The following is a 19,379-nucleotide window of genomic DNA, read 5'->3' as shown; positions in this document are numbered from 1 at the left end:
GGCAAATGGTAGCCGAAGGAGGGGCAAGCTCGTCACCACGTTGGGGGCCAGGTCCCTTTTTCGCTGGAAAAGGGACCTGGCTCCACCATCCGCGTGGTCACAATCCCTGCATCAACGCCATCTGCGCCGAATGCGGCGGCTCGTCGTGTGCCGGCGTCAGCTTGAGGTAGCGGCCATCAGCCTGGAGCTCCCAGGCATTGAGGTTGTCGTCGAGATAGTTCTGCAGTACTTCGCGGTAGACCCGCCGGGATAGTCCCGCATCCAGGATCGGGAAGCCGGTTTCCACCCGTCGCAGCAGGTTGCGTTCCAGCCAGTCGGCGCTGGCGCAGTAAAGCTCCGGTGCCCCGTCATTGCCGAACCAGTAGACGCGGCTGTGTTCCAGGAACCGGCCGACGATGGAACGTACCCGGATGTTGTCCGAGATGCCGGGCACGCCGGGGCGCAGCGTGCAGGCCCCGCGGATGATCAGGTCGATCTGCACGCCGGCCTGCGATGCAGCGTACAGCGCACGGATCACCTGGGGCTCATTGAGGGCGTTCATCTTGGCGATGATGCGTGCGGGGTGGCCGCTCCGCGCAATGGCCGTCTCGCGCTCGATCCGCTTGAGCACGCCGGTGTGCAGGGTGAACGGTGATTGCAGCAGGTGCTTCAGCTTGGCCTTTGACGCCAGCCCGGACAGCTGCTGGAACAGCAGGTGCACGTCGTTGCCGACGTCCGCGTCGGCGGTGATCAGGCTGATATCGGTATACGCCCGCGCGGTGCCACTGTGGTAGTTGCCGGTGCCCAGGTGCACGTAGCGGCGCAGCTTGCGGCCTTCGCGTCGCACGATGAGCAGCATCTTGGCGTGGGTCTTGAAGCCGACCACGCCGTACACGACCTGGACCCCCGCCTCCTGCAACCGGTCTGCCAGGCCGAGGTTGGCCTCTTCGTCGAAGCGCGCGCGCAGTTCCACCACTACGGTGACGTCCTTGCCGTTGTGTGCCGCCTGGATCAGCGCCTCCACGATCAGCGAGTCCTTGCCGGTGCGGTACAGGGTCTGCTTGATGGCCAGTACGTTGGGATCCACCGCGGCCTGCTTGATCAGGTCTAGGACGGCCGTGAACGCGTCGAACGGGTGATGCAACAGCACGTCCTGGCGAGCGGCGATGTCGAAGATGCCATCGGCGTCGCGCAGGGTGCGCGGTGTCATCGGAGGGTACTTCAGGTCCGGGCGGGCCAGCACGTCGTACAGCTGGATGACACGGTTGAGGTTGACCGGTCCGTCGATGTAGTAGACCGCGTTTTCGGTCAGGCCGAAGTTCTGCAGCAGGGTGCGTACGATGTCGCGTGGCGTGTCCTTGGCGATCTCCAGCCGCACCGCTGGCCGGTAGCCACGGTCGACCAGTTCGTCGCGCAACGCCAGCGCCAGGTTCTCCACCTCTTCTTCGTCGACCACCAGCTCGGAGTTGCGGGTGACGCGGAACTGGTAGGCGCCTTCCACTTCCATGCCCGGGAACAGTTCGTCGACGAAGGCCGACAGCATCGAGGACAGGAACACGAAGTTCTGTCCGCCGCCGAGCCGTTCGGGCAACTGGATGATGCGCGGCAGCGACCGCGGCGCACGCACGATGGCCAGGTGGCCACTGCGGCCGAATGCATCCACGCCCTTCAGCACCACCACGATGTTCAGCGATTTGTTGAGGATCTTCGGGAACGGGTGCACCGGGTCCAGTCCCAGCGGGGACAGCACCGGCATGATCTCGTTGCGGAAATACGCGCGCAGCCAGCGTTTCTGCCGGTGGGTCCAGGAATGGCGGCCCAGTACGCCGATGCCGGCATCCTGCAGGGCAGGGCGCAGCACGTCGTTCCAGCAACGGTACTGCTGGTCGACCAGTTCGGCGGCGCGGTCATGGATGGCATTGAGGATGGCCTGCGGACTCATGCCGTCCGGCGCCGGTGGCAGGCCGAATTCCTGCGCGTGGCGTACGGCCGCGGCGCGGATCTCGAAGAACTCATCCAGGTTGGTGCAGGAAATGCACATGAAGCGCAGGCGATCCAGCAGCGGGACCTGCGGATCCAATGCCTGCGCCAGCACGCGGAAGTTGAAATCCAGCTGCGACAGCTCGCGGTTGATGTAATGCGCCGGGTCACGCAGCGGATCGATGTCCGGGTTCGGCGGGACGGGGAGGGATCCAAGGCTGCTCATGGCTTCAATCTTCGGCGGGTTGGTAGGCGACATGCTCACGCACGCGGATGTGTTCGGCGTCGAAATGGCAGGAAAACGTGGAGCCCTTGCCGACCTCGCTCTGTATTCCCAGACGGGCGTGGTGCAGGCCAAGGATGTGCTTGACGATGGACAGGCCCAGGCCGGTGCCACCGCTCTCGCGCGAACGGCTGCTGGAGACGCGGTAGAAACGTTCGGTCAAGCGCGGCAGGTGGTTGGCCGGGATGCCGTAGCCGGTATCACGCACCGCCAGCACCGCGCCATCGCCCTCGCGGCGGAAGGTGACGCAGACCTGGCCGCCGACCGGGGTGTAGCGCACGGCGTTGGTGACCAGGTTGGAAAAGGCGCTGTGCAGTTCCTTGATCGAGCCGATCAGGTCCACGCCGGCATCGTCCTCGATGGTGATCTGGTGGCGTCCCTGGCTGTGGGCTTCGGCCTCGCGGCGCAGCGTGGCCAGCATCGGCACCATCGCCACATTCTCGGCGTCGCCATGTTCCTGCGATTCCAGCCGCGACAAGGTCAGCAGGTCTTCCACCAGCTGGGCCATGCGCTGGCTCTGCTTGCGCATTTCTTCCAGCATCGGCCCGGTACCGGGGAAATCCTCCGGATCCATCATGTCCAGGTAGCCGTGCACCACGGTCAGCGGCGTACGCAGTTCGTGCGACACGTTGGCCACGAAGTCGCGCCGCACCTGCTCCAGCCGCAGCAGCTTGCTGACATCGCGGGCGATCAGCAGCCAGTAGTCCGGCGAGTATGGGATCAGCCGCAGGTTGAGGCGGATCGCCGGGTCCACTGGCGAGGCGACATCAAGGATGGGCTCGGCATTGCGCCCACCGGCCAGCCAGTGGGCCAATGGCATGGGTTGCAGCCGTTGGACCAGCGCCTGGCCGAGGTCGCCGGGATGGTGCAGGCCAAGCAACGACGTGGCCGCTTCGTTGAACCACTGCACGCGCTGGCTGTTGCGGTCCAGCACCACCACCGCATCGGGCAGTGCCGCTGCGGCCGCACGGTAGCTGCGCAGCATGTCCAGCAGGCGCCGCTTGCGCACCCGCATTTCATGCTGGTTGCGGCTGACCACCCGGTCCAGTTCGTTCCATACCCCGGGGCCGGCCGCGATGTCCCAACGCTGGCGCGCGGTCAACCTGCCCAGTACCCGCCGCAACCGCCAGTAGTGCCATGCCAGCGCACCGATGGAGGCCAGCGCCAGGCCCATCCAGGCGTTGCCCAGCAGCCCCCCCACCACGCCTGCCAGCAACAGCGCCGCGGCCAGGGTGGCCAACGTCTTGAACCAGGCAGAACGTATGTGACGCGGCATTGCGGTACCAGGCAGTAAGTGGACGTATCCGATGACACTGCACCGGCAACAGGGGATCAGGTGGAGGTGGAGAAGCGGTAACCGGCGCCGCGTACCGTCTGCACCATGTTCTCGGCGTTGAACGGCTCCAGGGTCTTGCGCAGGCGGCGGATGTGCACGTCGATGGTGCGCTCCTCCACATATACGCTGCCGCCCCATACGTGGTCCAGCAACTGGGCACGGGTATAGACGCGCTCGGGATGGGTCATGAAGAAATGCAGCAGGCGATACTCGGTCGGTCCGATCGGTACCGGCTGGTCGTTGGCGAACACGCGGTGGGCGGCGCCGTCGATGCGGATGACACCGACGGCCACGCTGCCATCCTCATCGTCGTCACGTGCCCGGCGCATCACTGCCCGGATGCGCGCCAGCAGTTCGCGGGCGGAGAACGGCTTGACCACGTAATCGTCCACGCCGGCTTCCAGGCCACCGACGCGGTCGTTCTCTTCGCCGCGGGCGGTCAGCATGATGATCGGCACTTCGCGGGTCAGGGCCTCCTTTCGCCAACGGCGGGCAAGGTCCAACCCACTGGTGCCGGGAAGCATCCAGTCCAGCAGGATGAGGTCCGGCACGCGGTCGGCGATGGCCGTCTGTGCCTCGCGGGCGTCGCCGGCATGGATCGGCTCGTAATCGCCCTTGCGCAGGGCAAAAGCCACCATTTCGCGGATCGCGGGTTCGTCATCGACGATCAGGATGCGTTTCTGCACGTGCCCACCAGGTTGCTCATCAAATCGGAATGTCCCCAGTAGACTACGATTTGATGACATGTTTGTGACGCTCCCGGCGTCATTTCGATGTGCCGTGGTTGCAGCGTCACCTCATGGCAATGTTCAGCGACGTTCCAGTTCGGGATCGTTGATGCCTTGCCGGCGCATTTCCAGCACGCTGGGCGTGATGGTTTCGATACGCGCATCCACCCGCGCGCGGGTGATGTAATCCAGCCCCGGTTGGCGCTTCAGCGCCTGCAACTGCATCAGTGCCTGTTCCGGCCTTCCGCTCAGGAAAGCCGCCTCGGCATAGGCCTCGCTGGCGCGGTGCGCGTCACCGGCCAGCTCGCTGGCGCGGGCGAAGCGTTGCTGGAAAACGGGGTCATTGCTGCTTTGTGACAGCATCGGCCGCAGCATCGCCTGCGCGCGCTGGCCGGCGGCGGGTCCTCCCTGCTCGTTCAGTATCTGCGCGTACGTCAAGGCGACCGGTCGGCTGCCCGGATGCTGGTGCAGCAGCTGTTCGAACCGTTCGTTGGCCCGCGCCGCCTGTCCCGAGCGCGATTCAGCTTCGCCCAAGGCCAGTGCCACCCATAGGTTTTCCGGATCTGCATCGTTCAGTTCGGCCAGCGCCCGCGCTGCCCCGGCGGCCCCGCCGGTGCCGGTATTGAGTTGCGCCAGGGCCTGGCCATAACGCTGGGCCGGGCTCAGGCCGCCCTTCTGGCTGCGCGCCAGCCCCTGGTATTCGCGGGTCAGTTCCGATGGCGTGGTGGCGCTGAGCACCCGCAGGCGCTCGCGCGCCCAGTCGAACTGGCCGCTGGCGCCACGGCTCAGCTGGCCCACCGATACCTGCATGCCGGGCGGCAGCAGCAGGTTCAGGCGCCGCGTGAGGGGCTCGGAAAGGGCAGGGTCGCTGGGATTGACCCGCTCCCGGCGCACTCCGCCGGGTACCTCGGTCGTCAGCACCACGGTGTCCTTCTTCATCTGTTCGGCGCGCAGCTTGGCCTCGCTGATGCGGGTGGTGTTGACCGGGTGCGTGCGCAGGAAGTCCGGCACGTTGTAGCCGCCATCGTTGCCGCGCATGGACGCGCTCATGCGCTCGAAGAAGCCGGCCATCGCATCCACGTCATAGCCGCTGCGGGCCAGCGTGCGGATGCCCAGGCGGTCGGCCTCGGACTCATTGGAACGGGTGTAGTCGATCTGGCGCTGCTGCATCAGGCCCATGCCGGAGGCGATGCTGGCCATGGTGGCGTCACCGGAGGAGTTCCCCCCTGCTTGCTGGGCCGCGACGATGGCGGCCAGCATGCCAAGCAGGATCGGGATCTGGTCGCGCTGTGCCCGTTCGACGCCACGCAGCACATGCTGCTGGGTGACGTGGGCGATTTCATGCGACAGCACCGCCGCCACCTCGTCCTCGCGTTCGGCGGTCAGCACCAGGCCGGCATTGACGCCGATATAGCCACCGAGCGTGGCAAAGGCGTTGATCTGGCGGTCCTTCATCATGAAGAACGTGTAGGACTGCCGCGGCTGGGCGCTGTTGGAACCCAGCCTGGCGCCGATACCCTGCAGCCACTCGGTGACCATCGGGTCATCCAGCAGGTAGCCATAGTTGCGCAGTTCGCGCAGCATCATCCCGCCATATTCGGCCTGGCGGGCCGGGGTCAGCAGTTCACCTGCCGAGGACCCGATGTCCGGCAACGAATCCTGGGCGTTGGCCAACGGCATGGCCAGCGCAAGGGTCAAGGCAGCGGAGAGCAGCAGCGGTCGCAAGCAGTCGTTCCTCGGGCAGCATCCCGCAGCGTGGCAGGCGGCGGGGAAACCTATCGTTAATCCACAGTGTTGCGGCCATGGCATGGAAATTCCAGCGCACGGCTACCATATACAGACCGTCGTTCCGTCGTGGAGTTTCCCGTGAGCCAGATTGATCCCTCTGCTGGTGGCACCCCCGCCATCACCATCTATTCCACCGCCGTGTGCCCGTACTGCGTGGCGGCCAAGAATTTCCTGAAGAGCAAAGGCCAGCAATGGACGGAAGTCCGCATCGACCTGGACCCGGCCGAGCGCGAGAAGATGATGGCGCTGACCCGGCGTACCAGCGTGCCGCAGATCTTCGTTGGAGACGTCCACGTGGGGGGTTATGACGACCTGATCGCCATGCACCGTGAAGGCCGCCTGGAGCCGCTGCTGGCTGGGCAGGCGCAGGCATGAGCGGAGCTGACGAGAGCGATCGCCTGGCCGAGTTCAATGCCTACCGCAAGAAGATGAACGAGCGGATCCTGGCCGAGCCCAACCAGGTGGTGCGGCGCTTCTTCGCGCTGGACACGCAGACCTACCAGGCCGGTGCGCTGGACGTGAAGACCAAGGAGCTGCTGGGCCTGGTGGCCTCGCTGGTGCTGCGCTGCGACGACTGCATCAGTTACCACGTAGCACAGTGCAAGCAAGCCGGCGTGAACCGTGACGAGTTCTTCGAGACGTTCTCGGTCGGGCTGGTGGTTGGTGGGTCGATCGTGATCCCGCACCTGCGTCGCGCGGTGGATTTCCTGGACCAGCTCGAAGCCGGCGCCGAAGCCCCCGACGCGCACGAACACTGACCGGTTGGTAGCGCCGAGCCATGCTCGGCGGTTCTTCGTTCAGATCTCATGGTACCCGCCGCCGGGCATGGCCCGGCGCTACCGGACCATGGTCTATTTGGGACCTCGGCCCCGGCTCAGGCATAATTGCGGGTGAAACTTCCCTCGCGCCGGCGCTCCGGGCACCCCCGGACGGCGCTTTTCCCCCTGTTCGGAATATCGATCAATGACGCAGAAAATCACGGTCATCCGCGGCGACGGCATCGGCCCGGAGATCATGGACGCTACGCTGTACGTCCTCGACAAGCTCAACGTCGGCCTGGAGTATGAAGACGCCGATGCGGGCCTGGTCGCGCTGGAAAAGCACGGCGACCTGATGCCGGCTTCCACGCTGGAGTCGATCGCGCGCAACAAGGTTGCACTGAAGAGCCCGCTGACCACGCCGGTCGGTGGTGGCTTCACCTCGATCAACGTCAGCCTGCGTCGTCATTTCGACCTGTATGCCAACGTCCGTCCGGCACATACGTTCCCGAACACCAAGTCGCGCTTCGACAACGTCAACCTGGTCACGGTGCGTGAGAACACCGAAGGCGCCTACCTGGCCGAAGGCCAGGAAGTGTCGGCCGATGGCGAAACCGCGTTCTCGGGTACCCGCATCACCCGCAAGGGCTCCGAGCGCATCGTGCGCTATGCCTTCGAACTGGCCCGCAGCACCGGCCGCAAGAAGGTCACTGCGGTGCACAAGGCCAACATCATCAAGTCGACCTCGGGCCTGTTCCTGGCCGTGGCACGCGAAGTGGCGGCCAACTACCCGGACATCGAGTTCCAGGAAATGATCGTCGACAACACCTGCATGCAGTTGGTGATGCGTCCGGAACAGTTCGACGTGATCGTCACCACCAATCTGTTCGGCGACATCATCTCCGACCTGTGCGCCGGCCTCGTCGGCGGCCTGGGGCTGGCCCCGGGCGCCAACATCGGTGAGAACGCGGCGATCTTCGAAGCCGTGCACGGCACTGCACCGGACATCGCCGGCCAGGGCAAGGCCAATCCGTGCGCGCTGCTGCTGGCAGCCGCGCAGATGCTGGACCATATCGGCCAGCCGGAAAATGCCGAGCGCCTGCGCAAGGCCATCGTGGCCACGCTGGAAGCCAAGGATTCGCTGACCGGCGATCTCGGCGGCAACGGCAACACCATGGGCTTCGCCCAGGCCATCGCCAGTCGCCTGTAAGCGGCAGCGCTACGGTCATGCAGTAGCAACGGGGCGCCTTCGGGCGCCTCGTTGCGTTGGTGGGTACGGCGACGATCTGTGCGGCCCGCGCGATGCTTCACGGTAGCGCCGAGCCATGCTCGGCGAAGCAATGATCGTGCACGTATCGGTGAAAACCGCCGGGCATGGCCCGGCGCTACCGGGCCTGCTCAGCGTTGCTGGATTTTCGCCAGCAGGCGCAGAAATTCCACGTACAGCCAGACCAGCGTCACCATCAGTCCGAACGCGCCATACCACTCCATGAATTTCGGCGCGCCCTGCGCGACGCCGGTTTCGATGAAGTCGAAATCCAGTACCAGGTTCAGCGCGGCGACGATCACCACGAACACGCTGAAGGCGATGCCCCAGCCGCTGGCTTCGTGGATGACCGGCACGTTCACGCCGAAAAAGCCGAGCACGATCGAGGCCAGGTAAAGCAGGGCGATGCCACCGGTGGCTGCCACTACGCCCAGCTTGAAGTTCTCCGTGGCCTTGATCAGGCCGCTGCGGTACGCCAGCAGCAGGGCGACCAGGGTGCCGAACGTGGCCAGCACCGCCTGGAACACGATGCCGGGGAAGCGCTGTTCGAACACTGCCGAGATGGCGCCCAGGAACAGCCCTTCAACCAGCGCGTACATCGGTGCGGTGACCGGGGCCCAGGTCTTCTTGAACACGGTGATCAAGGCCAGGACCAGCCCACCGATGGCGCCGCCGAGCGCGTATCCCATGCCGGCCGGTGACAGCGTACCGGCCATCTCTCCGCTGGCTACCAGCGCCTGGTTCCAGGCGAACGTTGCAGTGAGCACGGTCAACAGCAGCAGGATGCCGGTCTTGTTGACGGTGCCGTTGAGGGTCATGGCCTGGTCGCTGCGGGCCGATACGGTGCCGCTGCCAAGGTCAAGGAAGGTGGATTCGGAAAGAGCCGGGTTGCCGCTGCGCATCTGCGATCTCCATGCGGAAGAGGGGGGACGGCCATCCGGCCGTTGACTGCAGCATAGCGGATCGATGGTGACGACAACTGCCGGGGATCGCGCATCTGCGCGTGCCCCGGAACCATCGCGCAGCAACATTGCGCGTTGACAGAAGGGCGCGCGGTTGTTCACAATTCCCGCCTGCTCGTGGGCCCGGCCCCGGCAGGATGCATCGCCGGGGTATAGCGCAGTCTGGTAGCGCGCCTGCTTTGGGAGCAGGATGTCGGGGGTTCGAATCCCTCTACCCCGACCAATCCGTCGCCCTCCGGGGAGCGGGTTGGTCCAACCGGTTCGGGCGCCCGTAGCTCAACTGGATAGAGCACCGGCCTTCTAAGCCGGCGGTTACAGGTTCGATTCCTGTCGGGCGCGCCACTTCATCGTCAGGCGGCCTGTGCTGTTTCAGAGGCCGCCGCGGCCGCAGCGATCGATCGCCCTTCCGATCACCAGTACATTGGCCATATCCTCCGGGCTCAGCAGTTCGTCGGGATACAGTGCTTTGTCAGGGTTGTCGCTGACTACGCGCAGCCTGCCATCGGATGTCTTGAACAGCCGTTTGATCTTCACGTCCGGTTCGCTGCCGCCACCGCTGGCAAAGACGTGCACGCGCCCATCAACGATACCGTCGGCCCCCAGCATGACGGCCACCAGGTCGCCGTCGAACAATGTCCGCTCCATGCCATCGCCGTGCACTCTCATCAGTCGCACGTCCGCAGGTGCGGCGTCGCGTTGTGTAAACCAGTGGGTCGGGTAGGAACGGCGTTGTCCTGTCGCGACCAGCTCTGCCCGAGGGCGGCCTGCCGTGCAGGTGGTTCTGGCACGGACTTCGCTGATCGCGATGTCGTGCACGGGCTCACCCAACACAAGGCCCTTGGCGGTCCGGACCGGGTAAATCACCGGGTCCTGGCTGCCGCCGTCCTCGCCAGGGAGGCTTGTTCTCAGTTGTTCCACGGTGACCCCGAACCATGTGGCCAATGGGCGCAGGGTGCCGTCGCGGGGATCTGCCACGCGACCGGCCAGGATGCGGTGGATGGTGGGCTGCGGTACGCCGGTGTTGCGGGACAGCTCGTTCTCGCTGGTGGGATGTGCACGCACCAGTTGGCGGAGATTGGTGGTCACTTTATTCATATACGAATTATTTCCCCTTACAGCAAAGGGGCATAGTTCATTTATGTATTGGACTTTCTATTACTTCAGGAATAGGGTCGTCGCATGAATCTTCCATGCCCTCGACACGCTGTCCGGACCTTGGTTGACGCAGGCTGGACCGAAGCCCGTATCGGGGCCGCTTGCGGCACGTCGCAGTCCACGATCCACCGGTTGAAACGAAACAAGCAAAGGTTTGTCTCGTTCGAGCTGGGTTCCGCGCTGATCGCGCTGGCCGGTCTGCAACGTGCGCAGCACGGTCCCGCGGACGGCGGCGGTCGCGATGTGGCAGCCAGGCAACGGGGGCGGCAGCTAGGCCACTACGACGGCGGCGACGGCGATCGGAACCGGCTTGCCTGTGGAGACCGCGTTCATGAGAGGAATATAGGTGCGGCCGAGATCCGCCTGTCGCGCACTGAGGGCAGAGATGAGTGCGTCGTACTCGTCGCGGACCAGGTCGGGTGACAATGTGGCCTCCAGCCAATGCGGCGGACGCCAGTGAGGTTGTCCCCGCCGGGTGGGCAGGATCCGTCGTTCGCGACGTAGTTGGTTGATCAGTGCATCCAGTTCGTTGCTCTGCGCGATCATCCTGCCCAGCAGCCAGCTCGCGTTGGGTGTACCGCCATGGAAGGTCTGGTCCAATCGATTGGCCACTTCCGGCAGGGGGCTGCGGACGTTCGATCGCGCGGCCAGCGTCAGCTGGGACCGGATGCGCACGGGAATAAACTTGTTCATGCGTGACTAAGTCAGACCATGGAAGGCCCAAGCTGACATGTCGTGCTGCTTGGCTCCAAATGACGATTGGTGGTCATGTTGTTAGCCGGAATCTGCAATTGCTTTGGTCAATCGCAGTGGAGGGGATGCCTGCCGGTTCCTGTGCGCCAGGAGGGCCGCCAAGGCTTGCTGCGCATCGCTTCGACGCAGGAGATGTCTGTGGCTGCCGTCATGGCGGGACGCGATGGACAACGCGCGCCTGCACGGGTGGATGGCGACAACGCCTGGTTGCTGGGCGGGCGCGGCAGGTCGTGATCATGGGCAGTGCGGCGCATGCGGCAAGCGATCTTCTGCGTGAAGAAAGGCTTGCATTTCCTTCCTGACTCCGTAAAAATGTCGGACTTGGTCGGGGCATCTGCTCGATGACACGTCCAGAAGATTGGAAGTTCTTCCTGCCGCTTTCCAGCAGGGGAATGGGTGTTTCAGTGGTGGCTGTAGCTCAGTTGGTTAGAGTACCGGATTGTGATTCCGGTGGTCGGGGGTTCGAATCCCCTCAGCCACCCCACTGGTTACCAGGCGGGTTTGCCGAAAGCGAACCGGCCATTGCAGCAGGACGGATCGCGCGTTAGAATATTCGTCTAGTTTTTGGGGCCGTTAGCTCAGTTGGTAGAGCAGTTGACTCTTAATCAATAGGTCCAAGGTTCGAATCCTTGACGGCCCACCAGACAGAAGCCACCAGGAAATCCCTGGTGGCTTTTTTCTTTCCTGGCTGGGTTCCGGTTCCGCGCCCCCGCTCAAAAGTGCTTGCATCCCTGTTGGCGTCCAGGCCATAATTCGCCCCCCGATTTCGGGCCGTTAGCTCAGTTGGTAGAGCAGTTGACTCTTAATCAATAGGTCCAAGGTTCGAATCCTTGACGGCCCACCAGACGAAAGCCACCAGGAAATCCCTGGTGGCTTTTTTCTTGTCCGACCGGTCATGACGGGCCAGGCGCGTCACTGCGGGACATGGCCCGGCTCTACCAAAAGGCAGTCGTACCCTGCGACAATACGCAGGTCGGCCCTGCGAAAGTGGCGGAATTGGCAGACGCCCTGGATTTAGGTTCCAGTGCCGCAAGGCGTGCGGGTTCGAGTCCCGCCTTTCGCACCATCGGCCGGCTTGCCCGTGACAGGGGGCTTCCCCCTGGCGGATGCCAGGCCGGCCCCGCTGGCAGTGTGGCCCGATATCGTCCAAACTAAAGGGCTGCGGCGGGCATGCGCGTCCATGATGCCGCGTCCTTCAACCGTTTCGTCCATCACATCGAGCCGGTGGCCAGGGGCCGCCGGTGGCAGGAGTCAACATGCAAGCTTCGATCGAATCCACCGGCAACCTGGAACGCCGCCTGAGCTTCTCGCTGCCGGAAGACCGCCTGCAGACCCACATCAGTGGCCGTCTGGGCGAAATCGCCCGCACCACGCGCATCAAGGGCTTCCGCCCGGGGAAGGTGCCGGCAAAGGTGATCGAGCAGCGCTTCGGGGCCCAGGTCCGTGGCGAGGCCGTCGATGGCCTGCTGCGCGAAACCTTTGATGCCGCGATCCGTGAGCACGATCTGCGTGTTGTCGGCAGCCCCCGCATCGATCCGGGCGAGCAGGGCGATCTGTCGTTCGTGGCCACTGTCGAGCTGGTGCCGGAATTTGGCGAGATCGACGTTGCCAAGCTGAGCGTGGTGCGTCACGTGGCCGAGATCGGCGACGCCGACATCGACCAGATGATCGAGAACCTGCGCCAGCAGCGCCGCACCTGGGAGCCGGTAGCACGTGGCGCCCAGGAAGGTGACCTGGTTGCGCTGGAAACCTTCTCGCAGGCCGGCGACGAACGCCTGCCGGCTGAAGGGACCGAAAAGGGCACGATCATCGTCGGCCAGAACATGATGTTCGAAACCATCGAAAAGGCGCTGGTCGGCCTGGCAAAGGGTGAGGAAAAGACCCTGGACGTCGATTTTCCGGCGGATTGGCGCGTTGAAGCGCTGGCCGGCAAGACCGTGCAGGTCACGGTCAAGGTCACCGAAGTGTCCGAGGAATCCCTGCCGGAAGTCGACGATGCGTTCATCAAGAGCTTCGGCGTCAAGGCGGGCGACGTGGAGCAGTTCCGCAAGGACATCCGCGCCAACCTGGAGCGCGAACTGAAGGGCGCGCTGATGAACCGCCTGCGCCGCGAAGTGGGCGAGCAGTTGATCGCCGCCTATTCCTCGGTCGAACTGCCGCCGCGCCTGGTCGAGAACGAGGCCCGCGCCATGCTCGCCCAGCAGGTCGAGCAGATCCGCCGCAGTGGCCGTGACCCGGGCCAGGTGCCGGCCGATGCCCACGAAGGTTTCAAGGACGCTGCTGCCAAGCGCGTGCTGGTTGGCCTGCTGGTCGGCGAAGTGGCCCGCATCAACGACCTGAAGCTGGAGCCGAAGCGTCTGAACGAAACCATGCGCCTGATTGCTTCGACCTACGAAGAGCCGGAGCAGGTCATTGAGATGTACCGCAATGACCCCCAGCTCATGTCGGGTCTGCAGAACCGCGTGATGGAAGAGCAGGTGATCGACTGGATCGCCGAGCGCGCCCAGCACACCGAGGAGACGCTGTCCTTCCAGGACGCCATCCGCGGCTGAGTGATGCCGAAGTCGGACCCCGTGCCGCAAGGTGCGGGGTAGTTCCTCCCTCTACATAGGTGCCTCACGATATGGACAACCGAACCAAAGCCCTCAATCTGGTTCCGATGGTGGTCGAGCAGACCGCCCGTGGCGAGCGCGCCTACGACATCTATTCGCGCCTGTTGAAGGAGCGCCTGATCTTCCTCGTGGGCCCGATCGATGATCACATGGCCAACGTGGTGGTGGCGCAGCTGCTGTTCCTGGAAGCGGAAAACCCGGAAAAGGACATCAGCATCTACATCAACTCGCCCGGTGGCGTGGTCACGGCCGGCATGGCGATCTACGACACCATGCAATACATCAAGCCGGACGTGGCCACCATCTGCATCGGTCAGGCGGCCTCGATGGGCGCTCTGTTGCTGGCATCCGGTGCGGCCGGCAAGCGCTATGCGCTGCCGAACTCCCGCGTGATGATCCACCAGCCGCTGGGCGGCTTCCAGGGCCAGGCGACGGATATCGACATCCACGCCCGCGAAATCCTGACCCTGCGTGCGCGCCTGAACGAGGTGCTGGCACGGCATACCGGCCAGTCGCTGGAGACCATCGCCCGCGATACCGAGCGCGACAACTTCAAGAGTGCGGTGGAAGCGCAGGCCTATGGCCTGGTCGACCAGGTACTGGAGCGTCGCCCGGATGAGTCGATCCAGGCCGGTTGATGACAGCTACATGGTCGGATTTCCGACTGGACTTGCAGGGTCGGGTAGGGCTGGTGCCCTCCGGACCCTGTGTTATTCTCGAATTGAACCCCCGTCGCACGGGTGGGGTAACTGGGTAAGCGAAGCATGAGCGAAGACCGCCAAGGTCGTTCCACGGACAGCGGCAAGATTCTTTACTGCTCCTTCTGCGGCAAGAGCCAGCACGAGGTGCGCAAGCTCATTGCCGGTCCTAGCGTATTCATCTGTGATGAATGCGTGGAGCTGTGCAACGACATCATTCGTGAAGAGCTTGAAGAGAAGGCGCAGTCGGCCCGCAGTTCACTGCCCAAGCCGCGCGAGATCCTTGAGGCCCTGGACCAGTACGTCATCGGCCAGAACCGTGCCAAGCGCACGCTCGCCGTTGCCGTGTACAACCATTACAAGCGCATCGAGAGCCGGCAGAAGAACGACGAAGTCGAACTGGCGAAGTCGAACATCCTGCTGGTCGGCCCTACCGGTTCGGGCAAGACGCTGCTGGCCGAGACCCTGGCCCGGCTGCTCAACGTGCCGTTCACCATGGCTGACGCCACCACGCTGACCGAAGCCGGTTACGTGGGCGAGGACGTGGAGAACATCATCCAGAAGCTGCTGCAGAAGTGCGACTACGATGTCGAGAAGGCGCAGCAGGGCATCGTCTACATCGACGAAATCGATAAGATCTCGCGTAAGAGTGAGAACCCGTCGATCACCCGCGATGTGTCCGGCGAAGGCGTGCAGCAGGCGCTGCTGAAGCTGATCGAAGGCACCGTGGCCAGCGTGCCGCCGCAGGGCGGCCGCAAGCACCCGCAGCAGGAATTCCTGCAGGTGGACACCAAGAACATCCTGTTCATCTGCGGCGGCGCGTTCGCCGGGTTGGACAAGGTGATCCAGCAGCGGTCCACCGAAGCCGGCGGCATTGGTTTCGGGGCCAAGGTGAAGAGCAGCGAGCGCAAGCAGGAGATCGGCAAGCTGCTGGCTGAAGTGGAGCCGGAAGACCTGATCAAATTCGGCCTGATTCCGGAGTTCGTCGGCCGCCTCCCGGTGGTCGCCACGCTGGAAGAGCTGGACGAGGCGGCGCTGATCACCATCCTGACCGAGCCGAAGAACGCCATCACCAAGCAGTTCAAGAAGCTGTTCGACATGGAAAACGTCGAGCTGGAGTTCCGGCCCGACGCACTGGCTGCCATCGCCCGCAAGGCGCTCAAGCGCAAGACCGGTGCCCGTGGCCTGCGCACCATCGTCGAATCGGTCCTGCTGGACACCATGTATGACCTGCCGTCGCAGGAGAACGTGAGCAAGGTGGTGGTGGACGAATCGGTCATCGAGCACAAGTCCGAACCCTACCTGATCTACCAGACGCCACCGGCCCCTGAGCAGAAGGCCGCCGGGGCCGAGTGATTCTTTCAATTTGTTGAATTGAAAGAACTTTCTCAAGACAGCTTGCATCCTGATGCCGATGGCCCCATAACGGGGCCATCGGCTTTTTTGTCTCCGGCCCAGCCAGTGCCGGAGGCGGTATTCCCCCCTTCCTGGAGCCCCCATGGCCCGTTCCCCAACTGAGACTCTCGACCTGCCGGTACTGCCGCTGCGTGACGTGGTGGTGTTCCCGCACATGGTCATCCCGCTGTTCGTCGGCCGCGACAAGTCCATGCACGCACTGGAAAAGGCGATGGAGGCCGACAAGCGCATCCTGCTGGTGGCGCAGAAGTCGGCCGAGACCGACGATCCGCAGGAATCCGACCTGTACCAGGTCGGCACGCTGGCCCAGGTGCTGCAACTGTTGAAGCTGCCTGATGGCACCATCAAGGTGCTGGTGGAAGGGCTGTCGCGCGTGCAGGTGACGCAGGTGGGCGAACGTGATGGCGCCCTGCAGGGCCAGGCCGTGGAGATACAGGCCGACGATGATCGCGAGGCACGCGAGATCGAGGCGATCGCCCGTTCGCTGATGTCCTTGTTCGAACAGTACGTCAAGACCAACCGCAAACTGCCGCCGGAGCTGCTGCAGACCCTGGCGGGCATCGAAGAGCCGGCGCGCCTGGCCGACACCATCGCCGCGCACATCAGCGTGCGCCTGGCCGACAAGCAGCGGCTGCTGGAAGTGCTGCCCGTCGGTGAGCGCCTGGAAATGCTGGTCGGCCTGGTCGACGGCGAGATCGACGTGCAGCAGATGGAAAAGCGCATCCGCGGCCGCGTGAAGTCGCAGATGGAGAAGAGCCAGCGCGAGTACTATCTCAACGAACAGATGAAGGCCATCCAGAAGGAACTGGGTGACCTGGACGATGCGCCGGGCGAGATGGAAGAGCTGACGCGCAAGATCGCCGAGGCGGGCATGCCCAAGCCGGTGGAAACCAAGGCCAAGGCCGAGCTGGGCAAGCTAAAGCAGATGTCGCCGATGTCCGCCGAGGCGGCCGTGGTGCGCAACTACCTCGACTGGATCCTGGGCGTGCCGTGGAAGAAGCGCACCAAGGTGCGCAAGGATCTGAAGGCCGCGCAGGACACGCTGGATGCCGATCATTACGGCCTGGACAAGGTCAAGGACCGCATCTTGGAATACCTGGCGGTGCAGTCGCGCGTGAAGCAGATGAAGGGCCCGATCCTGTGCCTGGTCGGGCCGCCGGGCGTGGGCAAGACCTCCCTGGGCCAGTCCATCGCCAAGGCCACCAACCGCAAGTTCGTGCGCATGAGCCTGGGGGGCGTGCGCGACGAGGCCGAAATCCGTGGCCATCGCCGCACCTACGTCGGCTCGATGCCGGGCCGCATCGTGCAGAACCTCAACAAGGTCGGCAGCAAGAACGCGCTGTTCCTGCTCGACGAAATCGACAAGATGTCGATGGATTTCCGTGGCGATCCGTCCTCGGCGCTGCTGGAAGTGCTGGACCCGGAACAGAACCATTCCTTCAACGACCACTACCTGGAAGTGGACCTGGACCTGTCCGAAGTGATGTTCGTGGCCACCTCGAACTCGCTGAACATTCCGGGCCCGCTGCTGGACCGCATGGAAGTGATCCGCATCCCCGGCTATACCGAGGATGAGAAGCTCAACATCGCCATGCGCTACCTGGTACCCAAGCAGTTGAAGGCCAACGGCCTGAAGGCGGAAGAGCTGGACATCGCCAGCGAGGCCATCGTCGATATCGTGCGGTATTACACGCGCGAATCCGGCGTGCGCAACCTGGAGCGCGAAGTGGCCAAGATCTGCCGCAAGGTGGTGAAGGAAATCGCCCTGGCTGGCCCCGCAGGCCTGGCCAAGCCGGCGAAGGCTGCCAAGGCCGGCAGGAAGGCGGCTGCGAAGAAGAAGGCACTGGTGGTGGTCGACGCCAGCAACCTGGACAAGTACCTCGGCGTGCGCCGCTTCGATTTCGGCCGTGCCGAAGAAGAGAATGAAGTCGGCCTGGTCACCGGGCTGGCCTGGACCGAGGTCGGTGGCGAACTGCTGCAGATCGAATCGACGCTGGTGCCAGGCAAGGGCCAGCTGATCCTGACCGGCCAGTTGGGCAATGTCATGAAGGAATCCGCTTCCGCCGCGTTGTCGGTGGTGCGTTCGCGTGCCGCACAGATGGGCATCGACGTCGGCTTCCTGCAGAAGCAGGACGTGCACGTGCACGTGCCCGATGGCGCCACGCCCAAGGACGGCCCCAGTGCGGGCGCGGCGATGGTCACCTCGCTGGTATCCATCCTGACCAAGGTGCCGGTGCGTGCCGACGTTGCCATGACTGGCGAAATCACCTTGCGCGGCCGTGTCACCGCCATTGGTGGCCTGAAGGAGAAGCTGCTTGCGGCGCTGCGCGGTGGCATCCGCACGGTCATCATCCCCGAGGAGAACCGCAAGGATCTGGCGGATATTCCGGCCAATGTCACCCGGGACATCGAGATCGTGCCGGTGAAATACATCGAGGAAGTACTCGACCTGGCGCTCGAGCGTCCGCTCACGCCGAAGAAGGTGCGCAAGACGGCGCAGCGTGTCACGGTTCGCAGCAAGGGCAAGACACCTTCCACCACGCGCGTCAAGCACTGAGATGTGCTTTACAAACGGCCGAAACCCGCGTCATTGCTGGGTTTTCGGCTTGCGCGGGGGTAGGGCCACTGGTATAAAAGCAGCACTCGCGAATCAGCTGCAAGGGATTCGCCGAATCGATCCGTAGTGTCATCGTTCGTGCTGCAACGAATGATGGCTTCCCTGGCTATATCCGCGGGTCCCCCGCTATAAGGAGCTGTAGAGAATGAACAAGACCGAATTGATCGACGCCGTTGCCGAGACCGCTGACCTGACCAAGGCCGAGTCCGCCCGTGCTGTCGATGCCGTCGTTGCTGCCGTCACCAAGGCACTGAAGGGTGGCGATGCAGTGACGCTGGTCGGCTTTGGCACCTTCCAGGTCCGTGACCGTGCTGCACGCACCGGCCGCAACCCGAAGACCGGCGACACCATCGCGATCGCTGCTTCGAAGAATCCGTCGTTCAAGGCTGGCAAGGCCCTGAAGGATGCTGTAAACTAAGCGGCTCGCTGGGGTGCTTAGCTCAGTGGTAGAGCGTCTCCTTTACACGGAGAGGGTCGGGGGTTCGAAACCCTCAGCACCCACCACAGCACCGCAGTAAAGATTGAAATGTGGAGCGGTAGTTCAGCTGGTTAGAATGCTGGCCTGTCACGCCGGAGGTCGCGGGTTCGAGTCCCGTCCGCTCCGCCATTTTCAAAGAGGCCTCCGGGTTCATCCTGGGGGCTTTGTTTTCTCCAGGGCCATGGCTGCGGAGGGAGCGTGGGTTTTGCAGCACGGAGCGGTAGTTCAGCTGGTTAGAATGCTGGCCTGTCACGCCGGAGGTCGCGGGTTCGAGTCCCGTCCGCTCCGCCACTGCAGATATGGTAAGGCCTCGTGAAAAACTCCTGAAAAAAGTGTTCATCAGGCTGGGCAACCAGGACATCTTCGGATAGAATGTGCGCCTGCAAAGTTTCAACGCGGAGCGGTAGTTCAGCTGGTTAGAATGCTGGCCTGTCACGCCGGAGGTCGCGGGTTCGAGTCCCGTCCGCTCCGCCACGAATGGAAAGCCCCTGGTGAAAGCCAGGGGCTTTTTTTTTGTTCCGGCGGTCCCGGGCTGGGCCAGCGGCCTGGCTTTCGGCGCCGCGGCTTTT

The 19,379-nt window shown here is 63.9% G+C and carries 15 protein-coding genes and 10 tRNA genes; 18 read left to right on the top strand and 7 right to left on the bottom strand.

The genetic code is table 11. The features are described 5' to 3' along the window. Positions 1–97: 97 nt before the first annotated feature. From ppk1 to H4O11_RS09340, 4 genes are all read right to left on the bottom strand, one after another. On the bottom strand, positions 98–2,185 hold the full coding sequence (gene ppk1, locus H4O11_RS09355; protein WP_182339138.1) for a polyphosphate kinase 1: 2,088 nt from the start codon (positions 2,183–2,185) through the stop codon (positions 98–100). A 4-nt stretch (positions 2,186–2,189) separates the two neighbouring features. After that, a complete protein-coding gene (phoR, locus tag H4O11_RS09350; protein ID WP_182339137.1) occupies positions 2,190–3,518 on the bottom strand; it encodes a phosphate regulon sensor histidine kinase PhoR in 1,329 nt (442 codons plus the stop codon). A 56-nt stretch (positions 3,519–3,574) separates the two neighbouring features. Continuing rightward, positions 3,575–4,264: a phosphate regulon transcriptional regulator PhoB gene (gene phoB / locus H4O11_RS09345; protein WP_182339136.1), complete on the bottom strand. Its 690-nt coding sequence runs from the start codon at positions 4,262–4,264 to the stop codon at positions 3,575–3,577. A gap of 123 nt (positions 4,265–4,387) precedes the next feature. Next, positions 4,388–6,031, bottom strand: a complete 1,644-nt coding sequence (locus H4O11_RS09340; RefSeq protein ID WP_246333379.1) for a M48 family metalloprotease — start codon at positions 6,029–6,031, stop codon at positions 4,388–4,390. A gap of 141 nt (positions 6,032–6,172) precedes the next feature. Here H4O11_RS09340 and grxC point away from each other — a divergent pair, with 141 nt between their 5' ends. The 3 genes from grxC to H4O11_RS09325 all read left to right on the top strand — a co-directional run bounded on the left by grxC (position 6,173) and on the right by H4O11_RS09325 (position 8,062). Continuing rightward, positions 6,173–6,469, top strand: coding sequence for a glutaredoxin 3 (gene grxC / locus H4O11_RS09335; RefSeq protein ID WP_343042809.1), 297 nt, complete (start codon positions 6,173–6,175; stop codon positions 6,467–6,469). Continuing rightward, positions 6,466–6,852, top strand: coding sequence for a carboxymuconolactone decarboxylase family protein (locus tag H4O11_RS09330; protein ID WP_182339133.1), 387 nt, complete (start codon positions 6,466–6,468; stop codon positions 6,850–6,852). The genes grxC and H4O11_RS09330 overlap by 4 nt, the downstream gene beginning before the upstream one ends. A gap of 205 nt (positions 6,853–7,057) precedes the next feature. After that, positions 7,058–8,062, top strand: coding sequence for an isocitrate dehydrogenase (locus H4O11_RS09325; RefSeq protein WP_182339132.1), 1,005 nt, complete (start codon positions 7,058–7,060; stop codon positions 8,060–8,062). A 188-nt stretch (positions 8,063–8,250) separates the two neighbouring features. Here the strand turns inward: H4O11_RS09325 and H4O11_RS09320 are convergent, their stop codons facing one another. Further along, the gene (locus H4O11_RS09320; RefSeq protein ID WP_182339131.1) at positions 8,251–9,021 is read right to left on the bottom strand and encodes a Bax inhibitor-1/YccA family protein; all 771 of its coding nucleotides are present in this window, start codon (positions 9,019–9,021) and stop codon (positions 8,251–8,253) included. 206 nt (positions 9,022–9,227) lie between these two features. Here H4O11_RS09320 and H4O11_RS09315 point away from each other — a divergent pair. Then, positions 9,228–9,304 (top strand) — tRNA-Pro (locus tag H4O11_RS09315). A 42-nt stretch (positions 9,305–9,346) separates the two neighbouring features. Beyond that, positions 9,347–9,423 (top strand) — tRNA-Arg (locus tag H4O11_RS09310). Positions 9,424–9,450: 27 nt separating this feature from the next. Here the strand turns inward: H4O11_RS09310 and H4O11_RS09305 are convergent. Then, the gene (locus tag H4O11_RS09305) at positions 9,451–10,176 is read right to left on the bottom strand and encodes a LexA family transcriptional regulator (RefSeq protein WP_182339130.1); all 726 of its coding nucleotides are present in this window, start codon (positions 10,174–10,176) and stop codon (positions 9,451–9,453) included. Positions 10,177–10,506: 330 nt separating this feature from the next. Next, positions 10,507–10,929, bottom strand: coding sequence for a hypothetical protein (locus H4O11_RS09300; RefSeq protein WP_182339129.1), 423 nt, complete (start codon positions 10,927–10,929; stop codon positions 10,507–10,509). Positions 10,930–11,396: 467 nt separating this feature from the next. Here H4O11_RS09300 and H4O11_RS09295 point away from each other — a divergent pair. The 13 genes from H4O11_RS09295 (at position 11,397) to H4O11_RS09235 (ending at position 19,284) form a co-directional block, all read left to right on the top strand. Continuing rightward, positions 11,397–11,473 (top strand) — tRNA-His (locus H4O11_RS09295). Between the two features lie 83 nt (positions 11,474–11,556). Further along, a tRNA-Lys gene (locus tag H4O11_RS09290) sits at positions 11,557–11,632 on the top strand. Positions 11,633–11,757: 125 nt separating this feature from the next. Continuing rightward, positions 11,758–11,833 (top strand) — tRNA-Lys (locus tag H4O11_RS09285). Between the two features lie 137 nt (positions 11,834–11,970). Continuing rightward, positions 11,971–12,055 (top strand) — tRNA-Leu (locus tag H4O11_RS09280). A 190-nt stretch (positions 12,056–12,245) separates the two neighbouring features. After that, positions 12,246–13,541 (top strand): trigger factor, encoded by a 1,296-nt coding sequence (gene tig / locus H4O11_RS09275; RefSeq protein WP_182339128.1) that lies wholly within the window; start codon positions 12,246–12,248, stop codon positions 13,539–13,541. Between the two features lie 71 nt (positions 13,542–13,612). Beyond that, positions 13,613–14,239, top strand: coding sequence for an ATP-dependent Clp endopeptidase proteolytic subunit ClpP (clpP, locus tag H4O11_RS09270; protein ID WP_182339127.1), 627 nt, complete (start codon positions 13,613–13,615; stop codon positions 14,237–14,239). 126 nt (positions 14,240–14,365) lie between these two features. Then, on the top strand, positions 14,366–15,655 hold the full coding sequence (gene clpX, locus H4O11_RS09265; protein WP_182339126.1) for an ATP-dependent Clp protease ATP-binding subunit ClpX: 1,290 nt from the start codon (positions 14,366–14,368) through the stop codon (positions 15,653–15,655). Between the two features lie 142 nt (positions 15,656–15,797). Further along, a complete protein-coding gene (gene lon, locus H4O11_RS09260; protein ID WP_182339125.1) occupies positions 15,798–18,272 on the top strand; it encodes an endopeptidase La in 2,475 nt (824 codons plus the stop codon). Positions 18,273–18,477: 205 nt separating this feature from the next. Then, positions 18,478–18,750, top strand: coding sequence for an HU family DNA-binding protein (locus H4O11_RS09255; RefSeq protein WP_182339124.1), 273 nt, complete (start codon positions 18,478–18,480; stop codon positions 18,748–18,750). An 11-nt stretch (positions 18,751–18,761) separates the two neighbouring features. Beyond that, a tRNA-Val gene (locus tag H4O11_RS09250) sits at positions 18,762–18,836 on the top strand. 26 nt (positions 18,837–18,862) lie between these two features. Next, a tRNA-Asp gene (locus tag H4O11_RS09245) sits at positions 18,863–18,939 on the top strand. 85 nt (positions 18,940–19,024) lie between these two features. Beyond that, positions 19,025–19,101 (top strand) — tRNA-Asp (locus H4O11_RS09240). Between the two features lie 106 nt (positions 19,102–19,207). Continuing rightward, positions 19,208–19,284 (top strand) — tRNA-Asp (locus tag H4O11_RS09235). The last annotated feature ends 95 nt before the right edge of the window (positions 19,285–19,379 follow it).

Source organism: Stenotrophomonas tumulicola (genome assembly GCF_014117215.1).
Classification (GTDB): domain Bacteria; phylum Pseudomonadota; class Gammaproteobacteria; order Xanthomonadales; family Xanthomonadaceae; genus Stenotrophomonas; species Stenotrophomonas tumulicola.
Note: the sequence above shows the minus strand (reverse complement) of the source record. Positions and strands in the feature narration are given on the sequence as shown.

Excerpts from the sequence above, each read along its gene's own strand:
- ppk1 (WP_182339138.1), bottom strand. The coding sequence starts at position 2,185 with ATGAGCAGCCTTGGATCCCTCCCCGTCCCGCCGAACCCGGACATCGAT.
- phoR (WP_182339137.1), bottom strand. The coding sequence starts at position 3,518 with ATGCCGCGTCACATACGTTCTGCCTGGTTCAAGACGTTGGCCACCCTG.
- H4O11_RS09330 (WP_182339133.1), top strand. The coding sequence starts at position 6,466 with ATGAGCGGAGCTGACGAGAGCGATCGCCTGGCCGAGTTCAATGCCTAC.
- H4O11_RS09325 (WP_182339132.1), top strand. The coding sequence starts at position 7,058 with ATGACGCAGAAAATCACGGTCATCCGCGGCGACGGCATCGGCCCGGAG.
- H4O11_RS09320 (WP_182339131.1), bottom strand. The coding sequence starts at position 9,021 with ATGCGCAGCGGCAACCCGGCTCTTTCCGAATCCACCTTCCTTGACCTT.
- H4O11_RS09305 (WP_182339130.1), bottom strand. The coding sequence starts at position 10,176 with ATGAATAAAGTGACCACCAATCTCCGCCAACTGGTGCGTGCACATCCC.
- H4O11_RS09300 (WP_182339129.1), bottom strand. The coding sequence starts at position 10,929 with ATGAACAAGTTTATTCCCGTGCGCATCCGGTCCCAGCTGACGCTGGCC.
- tig (WP_182339128.1), top strand. The coding sequence starts at position 12,246 with ATGCAAGCTTCGATCGAATCCACCGGCAACCTGGAACGCCGCCTGAGC.
- clpP (WP_182339127.1), top strand. The coding sequence starts at position 13,613 with ATGGACAACCGAACCAAAGCCCTCAATCTGGTTCCGATGGTGGTCGAG.
- clpX (WP_182339126.1), top strand. The coding sequence starts at position 14,366 with ATGAGCGAAGACCGCCAAGGTCGTTCCACGGACAGCGGCAAGATTCTT.
- lon (WP_182339125.1), top strand. The coding sequence starts at position 15,798 with ATGGCCCGTTCCCCAACTGAGACTCTCGACCTGCCGGTACTGCCGCTG.
- H4O11_RS09255 (WP_182339124.1), top strand. The coding sequence starts at position 18,478 with ATGAACAAGACCGAATTGATCGACGCCGTTGCCGAGACCGCTGACCTG.